This is a genomic window from Gemmatimonas groenlandica (genome assembly GCF_013004105.1).
Lineage (GTDB): Bacteria > Gemmatimonadota > Gemmatimonadetes > Gemmatimonadales > Gemmatimonadaceae > Gemmatimonas > Gemmatimonas groenlandica.
This window is the reverse complement of the sequence record NZ_CP053085.1, coordinates 3,125,464-3,141,495: the sequence shown is the minus strand read 5'-3', so window position 1 is coordinate 3,141,495 and position 16,032 is coordinate 3,125,464. Positions and strand designations below refer to the sequence as shown.

Annotated in this window: 15 protein-coding genes, 2 pseudogenes and 1 riboswitch; of the genes and pseudogenes, 11 read left to right on the top strand and 6 right to left on the bottom strand. The window is 65.4% G+C overall.

Annotated elements, in window-relative coordinates; all coding sequences use genetic code 11:
• Window positions 1-18: 18 nt before the first annotated feature.
• Genes HKW67_RS13250 through pnuC form a run of 3 tightly spaced genes read right to left on the bottom strand, consistent with a single transcriptional unit; the run spans window position 19 to window position 1,644 of the window.
• Entirely contained in the window at window positions 19-459 is a 441-nt protein-coding gene (locus HKW67_RS13250) for a DUF6526 family protein (protein WP_171225832.1), read from the bottom strand.
• The gene (locus HKW67_RS13245) at window positions 452-958 is read right to left on the bottom strand and encodes an AAA family ATPase (RefSeq protein ID WP_206044418.1); all 507 of its coding nucleotides are present in this window, start codon (window positions 956-958) and stop codon (window positions 452-454) included. The genes HKW67_RS13250 and HKW67_RS13245 overlap by 8 nt, the downstream gene beginning before the upstream one ends.
• 14 nt (window positions 959-972) lie before the next feature.
• On the bottom strand, window positions 973-1,644 hold the full coding sequence (gene pnuC / locus HKW67_RS13240; protein ID WP_171225830.1) for a nicotinamide riboside transporter PnuC: 672 nt from the start codon (window positions 1,642-1,644) through the stop codon (window positions 973-975).
• A gap of 26 nt (window positions 1,645-1,670) precedes the next feature.
• A riboswitch (TPP riboswitch) is annotated at window positions 1,671-1,774 on the top strand.
• Between pnuC and HKW67_RS13235 the strand changes: the two genes are divergently transcribed.
• Window positions 1,767-3,893, top strand: coding sequence for a TonB-dependent receptor (locus HKW67_RS13235; RefSeq protein ID WP_171225829.1), 2,127 nt, complete (start codon window positions 1,767-1,769; stop codon window positions 3,891-3,893). Its footprint overlaps the riboswitch before it by 8 nt.
• A gap of 646 nt (window positions 3,894-4,539) precedes the next feature.
• On the opposite strand, the pseudogene HKW67_RS22810 reads toward HKW67_RS13235, so the two are convergent.
• A pseudogene (locus HKW67_RS22810) lies at window positions 4,540-5,061 on the bottom strand (fasciclin domain-containing protein); the annotation flags it as partial.
• A gap of 365 nt (window positions 5,062-5,426) precedes the next feature.
• Between HKW67_RS22810 and HKW67_RS13225 the strand changes: the two are divergent.
• The 8 genes from HKW67_RS13225 (at window position 5,427) to HKW67_RS13190 (ending at window position 11,268) form a co-directional block, all read left to right on the top strand.
• Window positions 5,427-6,008, top strand: a complete 582-nt coding sequence (locus tag HKW67_RS13225; RefSeq protein ID WP_171225827.1) for an RNA polymerase sigma factor — start codon at window positions 5,427-5,429, stop codon at window positions 6,006-6,008.
• Window positions 6,005-6,784, top strand: a complete 780-nt coding sequence (locus HKW67_RS13220; RefSeq protein ID WP_171225826.1) for an anti-sigma factor — start codon at window positions 6,005-6,007, stop codon at window positions 6,782-6,784. The genes HKW67_RS13225 and HKW67_RS13220 overlap by 4 nt, the downstream gene beginning before the upstream one ends.
• A 210-nt stretch (window positions 6,785-6,994) precedes the next feature.
• Entirely contained in the window at window positions 6,995-8,572 is a 1,578-nt protein-coding gene (locus HKW67_RS13215) for a M20/M25/M40 family metallo-hydrolase (RefSeq protein WP_171225825.1), read from the top strand.
• A gap of 76 nt (window positions 8,573-8,648) precedes the next feature.
• A complete protein-coding gene (locus HKW67_RS13210) occupies window positions 8,649-8,855 on the top strand; it encodes an AbrB/MazE/SpoVT family DNA-binding domain-containing protein (RefSeq protein ID WP_171225824.1) in 207 nt (68 codons plus the stop codon).
• A gap of 9 nt (window positions 8,856-8,864) precedes the next feature.
• On the top strand, window positions 8,865-9,260 hold the full coding sequence (locus tag HKW67_RS13205; protein WP_171225823.1) for a type II toxin-antitoxin system VapC family toxin: 396 nt from the start codon (window positions 8,865-8,867) through the stop codon (window positions 9,258-9,260).
• A 15-nt stretch (window positions 9,261-9,275) separates the two neighbouring features.
• Window positions 9,276-10,058, top strand: a complete 783-nt coding sequence (locus HKW67_RS13200) for a DUF2071 domain-containing protein (protein ID WP_171225822.1) — start codon at window positions 9,276-9,278, stop codon at window positions 10,056-10,058.
• Complete coding sequence (locus HKW67_RS13195; protein ID WP_171225821.1) at window positions 10,058-10,822, top strand: class I SAM-dependent methyltransferase; 765 nt, start codon at window positions 10,058-10,060, stop codon at window positions 10,820-10,822. Before HKW67_RS13200 ends, HKW67_RS13195 begins: the two co-directional genes overlap by 1 nt.
• Window positions 10,819-11,268, top strand: coding sequence for a hypothetical protein (locus tag HKW67_RS13190; protein WP_171225820.1), 450 nt, complete (start codon window positions 10,819-10,821; stop codon window positions 11,266-11,268). The genes HKW67_RS13195 and HKW67_RS13190 overlap by 4 nt, the downstream gene beginning before the upstream one ends.
• Window positions 11,269-11,295: 27 nt before the next feature.
• On the opposite strand, the gene HKW67_RS13185 is transcribed toward HKW67_RS13190, so the two are convergent.
• Both HKW67_RS13185 and HKW67_RS22805 read right to left on the bottom strand, forming a co-directional pair.
• Complete coding sequence (locus tag HKW67_RS13185; protein ID WP_171225819.1) at window positions 11,296-11,652, bottom strand: DoxX-like family protein; 357 nt, start codon at window positions 11,650-11,652, stop codon at window positions 11,296-11,298.
• Window positions 11,652-11,771 (bottom strand): annotated as a pseudogene (locus HKW67_RS22805) (DUF2256 domain-containing protein); the annotation flags it as partial. The gene HKW67_RS13185 and the pseudogene HKW67_RS22805, both read right to left, overlap by 1 nt.
• Before the next feature lie 56 nt (window positions 11,772-11,827).
• Here HKW67_RS22805 and HKW67_RS13175 point away from each other — a divergent pair.
• Together HKW67_RS13175 and HKW67_RS13170 are read left to right on the top strand one after the other, a co-directional pair.
• The gene (locus HKW67_RS13175; RefSeq protein ID WP_230981021.1) at window positions 11,828-13,156 is read left to right on the top strand and encodes a sensor histidine kinase; all 1,329 of its coding nucleotides are present in this window, start codon (window positions 11,828-11,830) and stop codon (window positions 13,154-13,156) included.
• 70 nt (window positions 13,157-13,226) lie between these two features.
• Window positions 13,227-16,031, top strand: a complete 2,805-nt coding sequence (locus tag HKW67_RS13170) for a 2-oxoglutarate dehydrogenase E1 component (protein ID WP_171225816.1) — start codon at window positions 13,227-13,229, stop codon at window positions 16,029-16,031.
• The last annotated feature ends 1 nt before the right edge of the window (window position 16,032 follow it).

Below are 16,032 nucleotides of genomic sequence, written 5' to 3'. Positions count from 1 at the left end.
TTCGCTCCCTCGCGCAACTCACACGCGGAAGGTGTCCGGGCGCCACGTCTTGATCTGGCTCTTGATCTCCTTGCCCTTGAGCGCCGGATTCTTGAGCACCATCTCCACCATCGACGCTAGCTCGGCGTCGCTCGCGAAGCGCAGCGCGATGTAGTGGCGCGGCGAGAAGGCGGCCTGCGCACGGGCGGCGAGGTCGGCCGGCAGCAGGCGGGAGTAGCGCAGCTGCTCTTCGAGGCGGATGAGGCGATCCTGCGCGCGGAGTGGCGACAGACGCGACACCGTGACGACCCCGAACAGCGCCAGTGCGCCGACCAGCATGTAGTGCGTCTCCACGTCCCGGATCGTCAGGGCTCGCCACACGCTCCAGATCAAGAAAATCATCGAGAGCGGAGCGGTGAAGAAATGGTACATGGGCATGAATTGCCCATGATTCGCGAAGTTCTGAGTCTTATCAGCCATGTCGGTGGGTGTCGAGGAGAACGTCGATCAGTGCGGCGGCCGTGGCCAGTCGTTCATCCCACTTGCCACGCACAACGGTAACCGGCGCGTCGAATCGCGCCAGCGTCTCGCGAAAGAGGGCCTGCACCTCGTCGCGCTGCTCCCCACGGTCGCGGATGCCGTCGGCAATCCAGGGGACGTCGATATCGAGCAGCAGGTAGTGCGTGGGTCGGCGCGCGATGGCCGCTTGCTCGATGAACTCGGGGCAGCGGCCAAAGTAGTGATGGCAGTACACGACGGTGCTGACCAAATCGGTGTCCTGCAGCAGTAGCGCGTCGCCGCGGGCGGTGGCGGCGGCGATGTTCGCGTCTTCGAGAGCCATCTGCCCCTTGGCGATGGGGCCATGGTCGCGAAAGTCGAGCGGCGCCCCCTTGGCCGCGGCATAGTCGCGCACGAACTCCGGCACGCACGCTACGCCGAAGCGCGCCGCCAGCTGCGCGCCGAGCGTGGTCTTGCCCACCGACTCCGACCCGGTCAGGACGACGCGGGTGAGTGCTCGGGTGAGTTCGCGGGAGCGTTCGCGAGGCGCGTCCGCGCCGCCGATCGATGCCATTGCACGTAGCCGATGATGGCGAGCACCAGAAACACGGCGTAGAGAACCGCCGTGAGCGGGAGCTGCCGGTTGATGAACAGACCAACGTAGACCACGTCGACGGCGATCCAGAGCAACCAGTTCTCGAGGAGTTTGCGCGTCATCATGTACTGCGCCACGAGACTGATCGACACCAGCGCCGCGTCGAGCCACGGCAGCGCGGCACCGGGCAGCCGCCGCGTAATGGTGGCCAGGGACACCCACGTCACGAGTGCGATGGCCGTCATGATCAGCGCGGTACGACGCGTGGTGCGCGTGACGACGACTGCTTTTTGGCTTGGGCCACCCCGCAGCCAATGCCACCAGCCGTACAGCGACAACACCAGATACACCACCTGCAGGCCGGTGTCGGAATAGAGACCGGTGCGGGCGAACACGACCACGTAGAATCCGGCGTTGAGCACGCCAAGTGGCCAGCTCCAGATGTTCTCACGCGTGACCAGCCACACGTTGAGCACACCCGTGATGAAGCCGAGGAGCTCCGCGCAGGAGCTTCCGTGCGCGACGAGCCAGGCACAGGGCTCGGACAGGAGGTGGAACTCCGTACTGGTCATGAACGCCAAAGCTAATTAGGGTTCACCGCACATGACCGGGGTGCCAGCGCCGCCAGTGCGCGTTGGCTGAGAGAGTCCCGTAGAACCTGATCCGGCTCGTACCGGCGTAGGGAGTCCAATCGATGTATCCGCACGCAATCGCGCGCCCATGGCGCACGCGGCGACTTTGTGTCGCCACCCTGAGCGCTGTCCTCAGCGCTACCCTCCAGACTGTTTCCGCTGGCACGCTCGGCGCCCAGTCCCGTCCCGACAGCACCAAGGTTTCCGCCTCGGCCGCTGCCAAGGCCGACTCGGTGCGTCGCATCGAAGGCGTGCTGGTCCGCGCCATTCGCGCCAACGAGCAGGCGCCGATCTCGCAAACGACCATCGGGCGCGCTGCCATCACGCAACGGCACTTCGGGCAAGATGCGCCCATGCTGCTCATGAACGCGGCGCCCTCGATGACGTCGCATACGGAGACGGGTACGCTGTGGGGATACAGTTACCTCCGCCTCCGCGGCCTCGACCAGACGCGCATCAATATCACCCTCGACGGCGTCCCGTTGAATGATATGGAAGATCAGGTGCTGTACTTTGCTGACATTCCCGACTTGATGTCGAGTGTCCAGTCGGTGCAGGTGCAGCGTGGTGTGGGCACGAGTACGGCAGGCACGGCGTCGTTCGCGGGCAGTGTCAACTTCGAGACGATGCCGGTGGCACGGCCCGATGCCGGCGGTGACGTGCAGCTGCAGATGGGATCGTACGGCGCACAGCGGGTGAGTGCGTCATTCAACTCGGGGCTGACCGATAGCAAATTCGCTGTGTACGGCCGCGCCAGTGCGCTGCGCACCAACGGCTACCGCGATCATAGTGGTGTGATGGGCCGTTCGGCCTTCGTTGGTGCCGGATGGTTCGGCGCGCGCGACGTGGTCAAGCTGACCACGCTGGTGGGGCTGCTGGCCGATACGCTCTCGTATACCGGCGCCACATTGGAACAGCTGGCCACGAACCGCCGCTACAATCCGCTGCAGCCCGACGAGCGCGACAAGTTCGGCCAGCAGATGGTGTCGTTGGCGTATACGCGCGCGCTGCAGAACGGCGGGTCGGTGAGCACCACGGTGTACCGCAACTCAGCCAGCGGCAACTACGACTACATCGAGCTCCCTGATCGCTATCGCTTCAACCTGGCGCACACGTGGTATGGCGTCACGAGCGCGTACAACGTAGAGCGTGGTGCGCTGCGTGTGAACACGGGCATCAACGCGAATACGTATCAGCGCGCGCACCGTGGCTATTTCCAGCCTTCGACTACGCTGTACGACAACACCGGGCACAAGCAGGACGCCAGTGCGTTCGCCAAGCTGTCGCTCGACGCTGGCCGGGCGCGATGGTTTGCCGACCTGCAGGGACGTTATGCGAAGTTCCGCTACGAGCCCGACGCCAACGCCGGTATCGACGAGCGCAGCGTCGATTGGATGTTCTTCAATCCGAAGGCGGGCGTCACGTACCAGCTGGCCACGGGTCTTTCCACCTACGCGTCGTACGGCATCACGAGTCGGGAACCGGCGCGCAACGATCTGTTCGCTGGCGACGATGATTTGAACAGCGGCAATGTGGCCGACTACGGCGATTTCACGCGGGTGAAGCCGGAGTCGGTGCGCGACGCCGAATTGGGTATCACGCTGTCGCGCGCGACGATGGATGTGTCGGCGAATCTGTACAGCATGGATTTCCGCAACGACATCGCGCGGATCGGTGCGCCCACCGCTTCGGGCTCGATTCTACGTCGGAACGTGGGCAACAGCTACCGCCGTGGTATCGAGGTGGATGCGGCGTATCGCGGGATCTCACGTTTGGTGCTCGCCGGCAACGCCACGTGGAGTCAGAACCGTATCGCGCAGTTCACCGATTCCTCGCGCGGCACGCCGGTGGTACGGCGCAACGTGACGCCGCTGCTCACGCCGGCGTTCATCTCGTCGCATCGCGTTGAGTTCTCGCCGACGAACCGCTTCATGGTGAGCGTGGAAGGGCGCTATCAGTCGAAGGCGTATCTGGATAACACCAGCAGTGCCGATCGCAGGCTGCCTGAATACTACACGGTCGATGCGTCGGGGCGGGCTACACTGGGCCGATATGCACTCACCGTGCGCGGCGCGAACCTTGGCGACAATCAGAAGTTCGCGAGCGGTGCGGTGTCGGGGTCGGGGCGCGTGCGCTACTTCGTGCTACCGGCGCGCGCGGTGTTCGCGACGTTGAGCGCGGAGTTCTAGGGTTCGAGGTGCGCTCGATATAGATCAGCGTGCATTCGTGCCGATCAGCGGTTAGGCTGTTCCTTTAGCGGCCGAAGGGGAACTGCCTAACCGCTGATCAACACTGAAAGAGCCGCGGATTGTGTTTGGCGGTGCCATTGGTTGAGATGTCTGATGGAGGCCGATTCGATGATAGGCTCGTCGTTCACGCGAAGCTCGCGAAGGGCCGCGAAGAGACGCGAAGAACAGCAACAATAATTTCTTCTTTTGTTGTTCTTCGCGCCCTTCGCGGCCCTTCGCGCCCTTCGCGTGAACCAAAGAGCCATCAACCGTCAGCGCGGTACCCGTGGCCGCGCGGTCAGTTCCAGCCTCAGCGCGCCCCCATCTGCCGGGCCGAATCGAGCGCGCGCCGCAAGGCGACGGCCCGCTCCCGCGGCGTACCGCGGCTCTCCCGCAAAGCCGCACGAAGCCCCCGCTTCGCCTCGTCGGGCACTTCACGGTCGTTGAACGCCAGCAATGCGCTGGCGACGACTTCGTAGATCGCCACCGTCGATGCCGGCTGGCCGTCGTTGTAAAGCGGAGCTCCGCGGTCGATCGCGTAGTCGATCAGTGACGTCGCACTGCCGCTGGCGCTGACACTGGCCGATTCGCTCGCGCGGGCATCGGGCGGGAGCAGCACGCGATCGATTACGTGGATGATGCCGTTGCTGGCCGGAATGTCAGCGATACGGACCGTGGCGTCGTTGATGCGCAGCTCGCCGTTCACATCGGAGATGCGCACGTCGAGATCGGCGACCGTTTCCGCCGTTCGCACCGTACGCGCCTGCGCCGCCGTGACGCGGCCGGCGACCACATGATACGTCAGGATCGTGCGCAGCTTCTCGCGATTCTCGGGCTTGAGCAGCTCGGCAACCGTACCGTTGGGGAGACGCTTGAAGGCCTCATCGGTGGGCGCGAAGAGCGTGAACGGCCCGCGTCCGAGCAGTGTCTGTGTGAGGCCGGCAGCATCGACGGCCGCCAGCAGCGTGGTGAACTGACCGGCGGTCTTCGCGACCTGGGGGATCGTTGGCGACGTGGACGCGCTACGTGACGGATGCTGCGCCGACGCCTGCGGGGCGAGGGTGAGGGACGCGCTGAGTGACGCGCTGAACAGGGCGGCGAGGAGAACGCGTGAAGGCGTGCACGGCATGGAAGGCTCCGGTGGGGGTACGAACAGTGAAATGCGGTAATGCCTTCCAGTTCGTCTGCCCGATGCGCCGTGGATGCAGCCGAGTCGCGAAAGATTTCTCGGCAATGGGAAAGCCCCACGCGTGCGGTCGATTTGTATGAATTCCTCAGGGGCTCACAACCAATCGCCGCTTTGCTGCATCCAACACGCGGGCGCCGGCGAACACTGATGTGAACCCCGTCGGAGCGCTCGTGTATTTCGGGACACATCCTCGCGTCGGTCGACTTCGCCCAGGTATGGACAACGCTACATCACCACCGGAAAGCAACAGGCGTGACGACTCGCGGGCGCATCTGTCGCTCGTGACGGGGTCCTTCACCCCCGTTATGTCGAGCGCCGCCCCGCTACTGCCGCGGATCGCGACGGGCGACGAGCATGCCGTGCGCGAGTGTGTCGCACGCTATGGTGCGCTGATCTGGTCGCTGGTGCGACGCTGGTCGCCCGATGCGCGTGACGCCGAGGATGCGGTGCAGGAGGTGTTCGTCGATCTGTGGCGCAGTGCCGCGCGCTATGAGCCCACGCGCTCCACTGAGGCCGGCTGGGTGGCGATGGTGACGCGCCGCCGGCTGATCGATCGGTTGCGCCGACGTCAGCGGGCGGTGGAACTCGAACCGCTCCCCGACGATTTCGATCTGGCCCACGATGAGCCATCCGACGATGCGCGCGACGATCGCGTGGAGCGCGCACGGGCAGCGCTGCGGGCGTTGCCGGAGGCGCAGCGCACGATGCTCGAGCTTTCGCTCCTGCACGGGCGTACGCACGACGAGATCGCCAAGGCCACCAATACGCCGTTGGGCACGGTGAAGTCGCACATCCGTCGCGGTCTGCAGCGCGCGCGGGCGATGCTGCTGCACACGAACGACTTGCATCACGCGTCGGATGCGACGAACGAGGAGCACGAGTCATGAGCGGGAAGGAGAACGAGGTGCCGGACATCGCGACTCGGGATGAGCTGCTGATCGGTGAAATCACGGCCGCGCTGGCGGCGGAGTCGATGTCGGCGCAGGATGCGCTGCCGCCGGGCGTTGCCGAACGTGTCATTGCCGCGGGCGAGGTGATCGTGCCGCTCAAACCCACATTCGCGCCGTACAACACCGTCGTGGTGCTGCCACCGGTGCCGCCCGTGAGCGCGCCATTGACCGTCGCGGCATCACCCCGCACGCGCCGATCGTTCGCGGTGTGGGGCGGCTGGTTGGCCGCCGCGGCCATGCTTGCGCTGTGGGCACGCGGACCGGCCAAGCCATCTGCCGTTGTCGCGATGGTACCCTCCGCCGCGTCGGCGTCGGCGGCTGCCTCGTGGGTGCGCGACTCACTGTTGGCGGTCGATTCGGCGATCACCCGCATTGCTTGGGCGCCAACCGCCGATTCCACCGCCATCGGCGCCAGCGGGGACGTGGTGTGGAGTACCAGCGCGCAACGCGGCGTGATGCGTCTGATCGGGCTCAAGTCGAACGACACGCGCCGGTGGCAGTATCAGTTGTGGATCTTCGACAAGACGCGCGATCAGCGGTATCCCGTCGACGGTGGCGTGTTCGACGTGCCGCCCGGGGCCACCGAAGTGTTCGTGCCGATCAACGCGCGCGTGCCCGTGGGCGGCGCGGTGATGTTCGCGGTCACGGTCGAAGCGCCCGGTGGCGTGGTGGTGAGTACACGGGAGCGGGTGGCGCTGCTGGCGGCGCTGTAGCCGATACGCTGCTGGTTCACGCGAAGCTCGCGAAGGGCCGCGAAGAGACGCGAAGAACAGCAACTGAATATTTTTCTTTTCTTTTGCTGTTCTTCGCGTCTCTTCGCGGACTTCGCGCCCTTCGCGTGAACCAAAGAGCTCGCGACTGTCAGTGCTGGCGCCAGTCGCCAAGCCCCTGTCGGAGCAGCCAGATTGCCCGCAGCTTTGGGCATGGCCTCTCTTCGTCGTGCTTTCGTAGCGTCCGCGCTCTCCGCAGCACTCTCCGTGCTTGCCGCCCCCGTCCAAGCCCAGCAGCTCCGCCCCGCCGTCGACGCGTGGCGGAAGGTCCACGAGCGCGAGATTCTCGACGAAGCGTTCGCGCTGATGGCCATTCCCAACGTGGCCTCCGACACGGCGAACATTCGCCGTAACGTGGAGTTTCTCACGGCGGCGTTTGCCAAGCGCGGCGTGGCCATGCGGTCGCTGCGCGCGCCTACCGGTGGCAGCCCCGCGTTGTTCGGTGAACTCAAGGCGCCTGGTGCCACGCGCACCATCGTGATGTACGCGCACTACGACGGTCAACCGGTGGCCGGTGGCGGATGGAACGGCGATCCCTTCACCCCCGAGCTGCGCCGCTATCAGAACAGCGTGGCCACCGATGCCGTGGCCATGCCCGCCAAGGGCGACACCATCGATCCCGCGGTCCGCATTCGCGCCCGCTCGGCCAGCGACGACAAGGGACCGATCATCGCCATGCTGGCGGCGCTCGACGCGCTCAAGGCGGCGAAGAAGGCGCCCACCGTAAACGTGAAGTTCTTCCTGGAGGGCGAGGAAGAAGCCGGCTCTGAGCACCTCGGTGACCTGCTCAACGCACACAAGGCCGTGCTCGCGGCCGATGCGTGGTTGTTCTTCGATGGTCCGATTCACGTGAGCGGCGCACCGCAGCTCGTGCTCGGCGTGCGCGGCGTGATGGGTGTGGACGTGACGTTCTACGGTCCCAATCGCGCCATGCACAGCGGTCACTACGGCAACTGGGCGCCCAATCCCGGCGTGGCCGTCGCGCATTTCATCGCCAGCGTGCGCGACATGGACGGTCGCATCAAGATCGCCGGCTTCTACGAGGACGTGCCGCCGATTTCCGACGGCGATCGCGCGCTGGGCAAGGCACTGTCGGCTACCGACGACTCGTTGCGCACCTCACTTGGGCTCTCGCGCACCGAAGCAAACAACGCCGCACTCGGTGAGCGCATCATGCTGCCCGCGCTCAACATCCGTGGCATTCGCACCGGCGAAGTGGGTGGCGGCGCAGCGAACGCCGTACCCACCAGCGCCAGTGTGTCCATCGACTTCCGCTTGGTGCCCGACCAGCAACCGGCGCGCATCTGCGAGCTCGTCACGCGTCATCTCCTGTCGTTGGGCTACACGGTGGCGACCGACCCCAATGCCGCCGCGCGCAGCACCGATCGTGCGCACCTCGCGTACTTGGGCTGCGGCGGTGGATACACCAGCGTGAGCGTGGCGTCCACGCTGCCGTCGGTGCGCGCGGTGAAAACGCTGATGGGCCGCGCGTATGGACGTGAACCGTTCGTTATGCCGATGCTCGGCGGCTCGCTGCCATTGTTCCACTTCGTGGAGCAGCTCGGCGCCACGGTGATCACCGTGCCCACGGTGAATGCCGACAACAGTCAGCACGCGCCCAACGAGAACCTGCGTATCGGCAATCTGTGGGACGGTATCGGCGTGATGGCCGAACTGATGGCGGGGCTGGGCCCGCTGTGGCCGGGTGGGGCGACGCCGGTGATGAAGTAGGGCGTTGCCCAATTGGTGCGATCGATCTACCTTTTGGGTAACGATGGTATGATCGATAAAAGAACTGGGGGTCGAGATGGACGTGGTCACGATTTCGCCCAAGTATCAGGTGGTGATCCCGCGAAGCGTTCGCGAGCGGCTCCGGCTGGAACCTGGGCAGAAAGTGCAGGCCATCGTGTACGGCGATCGCGTCGAGTTGATCCCACTGCGAACGGCGCGCAGTCTCCGCGGATTCGTGCGCGGCATCGACACAGGTGTCGATCGTGACGTGGATCGCGAGTAGGACCGCGCGATGGTCACTCGTGCCAAGTTCAATGTGGTCGACTCATCAGCGTGGCTCGCCTATTTCGCCGACACGGCGAACGCCGGAACGTTCGCCGCTGCCATCGAAGACGAGCGGCGGCTCGTGACGCCGGCGATTTGCCTGCTGGAGGTCTTCAAGGTCGTCGCGCGCCAGCGTGGGGAAAGCGACGCGCTCCAGGCGATTGCCGTGATGCAGCAGGGGCGCGTGGTCGATCTCGACGCGACGCTGGCGCTACGAGCGGCATCGCTGGGACTCGAACACAAGCTGCCGCTCGCCGACAGTATCGTTTATGCGACCGCGCGCGAACTCGGCGCCGTCGTCTGGACGCAGGACGCCGACTTCGAAGGGCTTCGAGACGTCGAGTACTTCCCGGCGCCTCGCTAGCCCAACGGCGCACGAATGCCTTCAATCGCGGCACGGCTCCGGCGGCATCCTTTCCCGGTCGCGGCGCACTTCGATCGCGTCGTTGCGCTCTCGTTCGCGTTTCCGGAGCACGTCGTGCGGCCGCTGGTACCGCGGTCGCTCTCGCTCGATGTGTTCAACGGCTACGCGTTCGTGGCGGTGGCGATGGTGTGGACACGGGCACTTCGCCCCGCGTGGCTTCCGGAGATGTTCGGACAGGATTTCTTCTTGGCCGGATACCGCGTGTTCACGCGCTTTCAGGAGCCATCCGGGCGACGCTTGCGCGGTCTTCGCATTCTGCGCAGTACCACCGACAAGCACCGGATGGTACGCGCCGGGAATCTCATGACGGGCTATCGCTACTCGCATGTGGACGTGAACGTGCAGGAGCGCGATGCCCTGCTGCAGGTGACGACGACCGACGCGTCGGGTGCGACGGCGCTGCATGTGCAACTCGACCTTGCGCCACATGTCGCTGATGGCGACGTACCGATGCCCGTCGGGTCGCCGTTCTCGAGCTGGACCGACGCACGCCGCTTTGCCGGACCGATGCCGTTCACGTTCAGCCCGGAAGGCGACGACACCATGGTGGTGGTGGAGGGCAGCCGGCAGCATTGGACGCCGCGTCCAATCGCGGTGACGTCGTGGCAGGTGTCGATGTTCGATGAATCACCGCTTTCCGAGGCCACGCCGCTGCTGGCGAACGCGTTCGTGGTGGATCATGTGGACTACGCGTGGAAGCGCGGGCGCGTCGTGCACGCAACGTCGGTGGGAGAGTAATGCCCGGAGCGACGCGCGGACCGTTCGACGGCGTGTGGAACATCGTGCGTTTCAACTGGCCGACGTTCACGGTGACGCTGCTGCTCGTACTCGTGCTGCTCGGTGGCGCCGTCGTGGTCACAGCCCCCGTCTGGCGCGTAGTGCTCGCCGTCGCCGCAGCGGGCCTCGCCGCTGGCACGTTCGTGTCGTTGGCCGTATCGCACGTGATCTACGATCGCTCCGACCTGTATCGGTTCGCGTGGCTCACCCGTATAAACGGCGACCGCACGCCGAACGCCGCGGTGTTCTGCCAAACAGGATTCGACGAGAGCTCGGCGCTCCTACGCGCGCGCACGCCCAACACACACTGGACGCTGCTCGATCACTACGATCCGGCTCGGATGACTGAGCCGTCGATCCAGCGCGCGCGGCGGCACTGTCCGCCGGCACACGGAACCGTGGCCGCGCCACACAACGCATGGCCCACTGCACCGCAGCAGGCCGACCTCGTGATCGGCATGCTCGCCGTGCACGAGCTGCGCCACTGCGATGAGCGCGCCGCATGGTTTCGCGAGGCCGCTCGGACATTGCGGCCGGGTGGGCGCGTGGTCGTGGTGGAGCATCTGCGCGATATGGCGAATCTGCTCGCGTTCGGGCCAGGCGTGCTGCACTTCCATTCTACGTCCACGTGGCGCCGCAGCTGGGAGCGCGCACAGCTTCGCGTACATAGCGAGTTCCGCATCACGCCGTGGGTGGCGGTGGTCGTGCTGGAGCACGCCGCATGACGTGGATGCTGGCCGTGTTACTGCCGCTCCTGCCCGTTGTACTTCGTCTGGCCGGTGCAGGACTGATTGCGCTGGCGCTGCTGCATGTACCGATGGGTCGGCAGCTGCGCTGGAGCGAGGAGGCCGCGCGGATGTCACGCGCCGGCGAGTCGATCTTTCATGTGCACACCCTGTTCGTGTGCGTCATGTTGGTGCTGCTCGGACTGCCGGCGCTGATCACGCCGCGCGTATTTCTCGACGTGTCACCGGCCGGAGCCTGGCTGGCCGGGATGGGTCTCGCGATCTTCGCGCTCCGGCTGTGGGTGCAATGGTTCGTCTTTCCCGCCGCATTGTGGCGCGGCAAACAATTCGAGACCGCGATGCACCTGCTGTTCACGGTCATCTGGATCGCGCTCACGGTACTGTTCGCGCTGTGCGTGCTCGTGCAGCTCGGACGAATCGGCTAGCCGCCAACCAGGCCGGCGCGCCGTGACTCAGCGACGAACGCTGGTAGCCCAGTACCAGATCATCGTGATGAAGCCCGCATTGAGCAACACCATGCCGGCGGCCGAGATCAGCAGGTCGGCCGCCAAGACGATCTCGAGCACGTTCATCGACACGAGGGCCAGCGTCTGCACCGCCGCGCAGGGCACGCGCTGCCAGCCGCTGAATACCCAGAGGCCTAGCACGATCTCGCCCACGCCGATGGCCTTGGTGGCGAGGTCGGCGTGTCGTTCGCCGATTACACGGGCGACGATCGCGCGGTGTCGCGGGATGCCGCGCAGCAGCTTGCTGTAGAGCCCGTGGAAGATCCACACGCTGCCAATGATGACCTGAGCGAAGAGCAGCACTATCCCGCTCCCTTCCCCATCCGGCACTTATCGCTGCAGTAGCGCACGTTCTCCCAGTCGCGCTCCCACTTCTTGCGCCAGCTGAAGGGCCGACCGCAGCGGGCGCAGAGTTTGTCGGGGTGGCCGTTTACGCCTTGGCCGCGGACACCGCCGTCGCGCGGGCGTTTGGATTCTCGTGAAGGCATCGCTCCCCAAGCGACGCGCGGCGGTGCAGAGTTCCCGGATGTCCAGTCAGCACAGTTCTCACGATCCGGCACACTTCCCGGCCAGTACCGAAGATCTTCTCTATTCCGATTATCGGAAAACAGAGGAGCTCGGCACGCTCCGCCAGGTCGCGCGCGCTCTCGCCGCTGAAACGAACTCGCAGAGCGTGCTGCAAACGCTCTGTCAGCTTTCCATGGTGCGTGGACGCGCTAGTGGCGCTGCAGTGGCCGAATTAAGTGGCGATAATGGCGTATACGTCGCCTGTGCCGGTCGGACAATCGACCTGCTTTCCATGACGTTCCCCTTGGAAGGCACGATTACCGGGCGGGTCGCCAACGAACTGCGGGCCATCACTATCCTCTCGCCGGACGCCAGCTCTCCATTTTTCGCCGAGCTGCTGCCGCGCCTGGGCATCGGGCCGATTCTGCTTCTTCCGCTGTTGGCCAACGGCCAGCTCTTTGGCGTGCTCTCGATTTCGCGGGACGCTGGGCACCCGCAGTTTGACGAGACCGATGAAGAACGACTCGGCGTCATGGCCGACCTCGCCGCCTTGGCGCTCTGGAAGGCCAGATTGCTGGAGGACGCGCGGTCGGCCGATGCCGCAAAAACGAGCCTTTTAGCGACACTATCGCACGAGCTTCGAACCCCTTTAACGGCACTAGAAGGCTACAGCGAGCTTTTGGAGGATCAGATCCTCGGTCCGCTGTCGGCCGAACAGCAAGACGTCGTAATGCGCCTGCGTACGGTGGGACGGCATCTGGGATCGCTGATCGAGGACATCCTCACCTACGCCTCGCTCGAGGCCGATCGCCTTACGGCGCGAAACGCCACCGTCCGCGTTCCCGAACTGCTGGATTCGCTCCACCCGTTCATCGAACCGCTGGCGCGCGAAAAGGGCATCGAGTTCTCGATCGACCTCGAGCCGGGTCTCCCGTCGATGCACACCGACGAGGCTCGCGTGCGGCAGATCCTGCTCAATCTCTGCCAGAACGCCGTGAAATTCACGGAAGAGGGCGCCGTGTCGGTGCGGGTCACCCGCGGCTCTCCCCTGGCCGACGGCGCCGCCACCGTCCGGTTTGCCGTGCGCGACTCCGGCATCGGCATCGAGCCCACCGACATGCAACGGCTTTTTCGCCCCTTCTCCCAGATCGAGAACGTGCCGGCCGGTCGGCACCGGGGTACCGGATTGGGGCTCTACATCGCGCGCCGCCTCGCCACCATGCTGGGCGGGCGCATCGAGGTCGTGTCGCGACCCGGCGAAGGGTCGGTGTTCACCCTTGTGGTGCCCGTGACGCACTGAGCCAACGAGCGCACGGCGGAGTGCACAGCTGACCTGTGTGTTCGAGAACCCGCCATTACATTCGAACGTTATGACCGCTGCCATCACGAGCGTTTTCAACGACGGCATTTTTGCCGAACAATTCGAGCGTTATCGTCACGACCCCGCCAGTGTGGACGAGACGTGGCGCCAGTACTTCCGCATCGCCGAGTCGCTGTTCGGACAGGGCGCGGCCGCCCCGTTAGCCCCGCCGTCGGTCACGCCGACGGCCGCTGCGACCGGTGGCGCGACCTACGACGTCGCCTTCCTCCGGAAAGTGGCCGCGGCCGCCTCGTTGCAGCACGCCATTCGCAGCTACGGCCACTACGCGGTACAGCTCGATCCGCTCGGCACGCCGCCGCCCGGCGCCGAGGATCTGAGCCCGGAGTACTGGGGACTGACCGAAGAGGATCTGCGGGCGATTCCCGGCGAGGCGCTCGGCGACGCGCGCTTCGCCACCGCCGCCGACGCGATCGCGCGCAAGCGCGCGGTGTACGCGGGGCGCATCGGCTGCGAAGTGTGGCATCTCGAAGTGGACGAAGAGCGCGACTGGTTTCAGCGGACGTTCCGGGACGGGGTGCTCACACGCGATCTCACGCCCGACGAGAAAAAGGACATGCTGCGCCGCCTGAATCAGGTGGACGGGCTCGAGCGCTTCATCGGTCGGGCGTATCAGGGCTACAAGCGCTTCTCGGTGGAAGGCACCGACACGCTGATTCCGATGCTCGACGAAGTGATTCGCGAGTCGGGACGCTCCGGTGCGCGCGAGATCGTGATCGGCATGGCGCATCGCGGCCGGCTGAACGTACTGACGAACGTGATGGGCAAGCCGTTCGAAAGCCTCTTCGCAGAATTCGAGGGTCGGCACGACCACGTTGATGGCAACGCGACCGGCGACGTGAAGTATCACATGGGTTTTGTCGGATCGCGCGATGTCGACGGCAAGGCGGTCACGCTGCGTCTCGCACCCAATCCGTCGCACCTCGAAGTGGTGAACCCGGTGATCGAAGGCATGGTGCGCGCGTTGCAGCGCGTGCCGGGCCGCTCGGGTGAGCGCGACGAACTGGCGGTGGTTCCGGTCGCCATTCATGGCGACGCGGCGTTCCCGGGCGAGGGCATCGTCGCCGAAACGCTCAACATCGCGAACCTGAAGGCGTACCGCACCGGTGGCACGATTCACATCATCGTGAACAATCAAGTCGGCTTCACCACCGACCCGACCGATGCGCGCTCCACGCACTATGCATCGGACCTCGCGAAGGGCTTCGAGATGCCGACCTTCCACGTGAATGCCGACGATGCGCAGGCGTGCATCACGGCGGTGCGTCTGGCGTGCGCGTATCGCGCGACGTTCAAGAAGGACGTGTTGATCGACCTCGTAGGCTATCGTCGTCACGGTCACAACGAAGGCGACGAGCCGATGTACACACAGCCCACGCGCTCGGCCCAGATCCGCAAGCACCCCACCGTGCCGCAGGTGTGGGCCAGTCGTTTGGTGGCCGAGGGCGTGATCACCGAGGCCGAAGCGGCTGAGGTCGAGCAGACCGTCTCGCAGAACTACGCCGAGATCCACTCGCGCTTCAAGCAGTCGCTGCTCAGCAGCGAGAAGCACGCGCCCTGGCCCGCTGAACCGGTGTCGGCGCCGAAGGCGGTTGCGACCAACGTGCCGGTCGAGAAGCTGCAGTATGTGAACGAAGCACTGCTCACCTGGCCGGCCGATCTCAAGCCGAACCCGCGCTTGGCCAAGCAGCTCGAGCGTCGTCGCGAGACGATGGGCGAGCAGGGCGGTATCGAGTGGGGACACGCTGAAGCGTTGGCGTTCGGTACGCTGCTCATCGATGGCATGTCGGTGCGCCTCACGGGTCAGGACGCCGAACGCGGGACGTTCTCGCATCGTCATGCGGTGCTCAGCGACAGCGAGAACGGCCGCAAGTACGCGCCGCTCGCCAACCTGCCCGGCGCCAAGGGGGTGTTCGAGATCTTCAACTCGGCCCTCTCCGAGACCGCTGTGCTCGCGTTCGAGTACGGATTCAGCACCGTCGCCACCGACGCGCTCACGCTGTGGGAAGCGCAGTTCGGTGACTTCGTGAACGTGGCGCAGCCGATCATCGACCAGTTCATCGTGGCTGACCGCGCCAAGTGGGGACAGGACAGCGGCGTCGTGATGCTGCTGCCGCATGGCTATGAAGGGCAGGGTCCGGAGCATTCGAGCGCGCGTCTCGAGCGATTTCTCCAGATGTGCGCGGAAGGCAACCTCACCGTGGCCTACTGCAGCACGCCGGCGCAGTACTTCCACCTGCTACGTCGTCAGGCGCTGCGGAAGTCGCGTCGTCCGCTCATCTGCATGCAGCCCAAGTCGCTGCTGCGCCTGCCGCAGGCGGCGTCGAAGCTCGAAGACTTGTCGCAGGGCGGCTTCCAGTCGGTGATCGACGATCCCATCGCGTCGCAGCATCGTGACGATGTGCGTCGCATCGTGTTTTGTACGGGCAAGCTGTACTACGACATGTCGCTGGCGGCCACACGCAATCCGAACGTGGCGCTGGTGCGGGTGGAAGAGTTGTATCCGTGGCCGCATGAAGAGATCGTACGCATCATGGATCTGTATCCCGTGATCGAGCAGGTCGTGTGGGCGCAGGAAGAGCCCAAGAATCAGGGCGCGTGGACCTACGTGCAGCCGCGTCTGCGCGCGTCAGCCGGAGCGTCGGTGGGTGTGCGCTACGTGGGTCGTCCGGAACGCGCGAGCCCGGCGGAAGGGTACATGGATGCGCATCAGGCCGAGCAGGCCCGCATCATTGCGATGGTCATGGATACCGGCGAAGTGGCCGCGGAGCGTTCGACGATGAAGGTGGGGCAGTGAA

Excerpts from the sequence above, each read along its gene's own strand:
- HKW67_RS13250 (WP_171225832.1), bottom strand. The coding sequence starts at position 459 with ATGGCTGATAAGACTCAGAACTTCGCGAATCATGGGCAATTCATGCCC.
- pnuC (WP_171225830.1), bottom strand. The coding sequence starts at position 1,644 with ATGACCAGTACGGAGTTCCACCTCCTGTCCGAGCCCTGTGCCTGGCTC.
- HKW67_RS13235 (WP_171225829.1), top strand. The coding sequence starts at position 1,767 with ATGTATCCGCACGCAATCGCGCGCCCATGGCGCACGCGGCGACTTTGT.
- HKW67_RS13225 (WP_171225827.1), top strand. The coding sequence starts at position 5,427 with ATGTCGAGCGCCGCCCCGCTACTGCCGCGGATCGCGACGGGCGACGAG.
- HKW67_RS13220 (WP_171225826.1), top strand. The coding sequence starts at position 6,005 with ATGAGCGGGAAGGAGAACGAGGTGCCGGACATCGCGACTCGGGATGAG.
- HKW67_RS13215 (WP_171225825.1), top strand. The coding sequence starts at position 6,995 with ATGGCCTCTCTTCGTCGTGCTTTCGTAGCGTCCGCGCTCTCCGCAGCA.
- HKW67_RS13210 (WP_171225824.1), top strand. The coding sequence starts at position 8,649 with ATGGACGTGGTCACGATTTCGCCCAAGTATCAGGTGGTGATCCCGCGA.
- HKW67_RS13205 (WP_171225823.1), top strand. The coding sequence starts at position 8,865 with ATGGTCACTCGTGCCAAGTTCAATGTGGTCGACTCATCAGCGTGGCTC.
- HKW67_RS13200 (WP_171225822.1), top strand. The coding sequence starts at position 9,276 with ATGCCTTCAATCGCGGCACGGCTCCGGCGGCATCCTTTCCCGGTCGCG.
- HKW67_RS13195 (WP_171225821.1), top strand. The coding sequence starts at position 10,058 with ATGCCCGGAGCGACGCGCGGACCGTTCGACGGCGTGTGGAACATCGTG.
- HKW67_RS13190 (WP_171225820.1), top strand. The coding sequence starts at position 10,819 with ATGACGTGGATGCTGGCCGTGTTACTGCCGCTCCTGCCCGTTGTACTT.
- HKW67_RS13170 (WP_171225816.1), top strand. The coding sequence starts at position 13,227 with ATGACCGCTGCCATCACGAGCGTTTTCAACGACGGCATTTTTGCCGAA.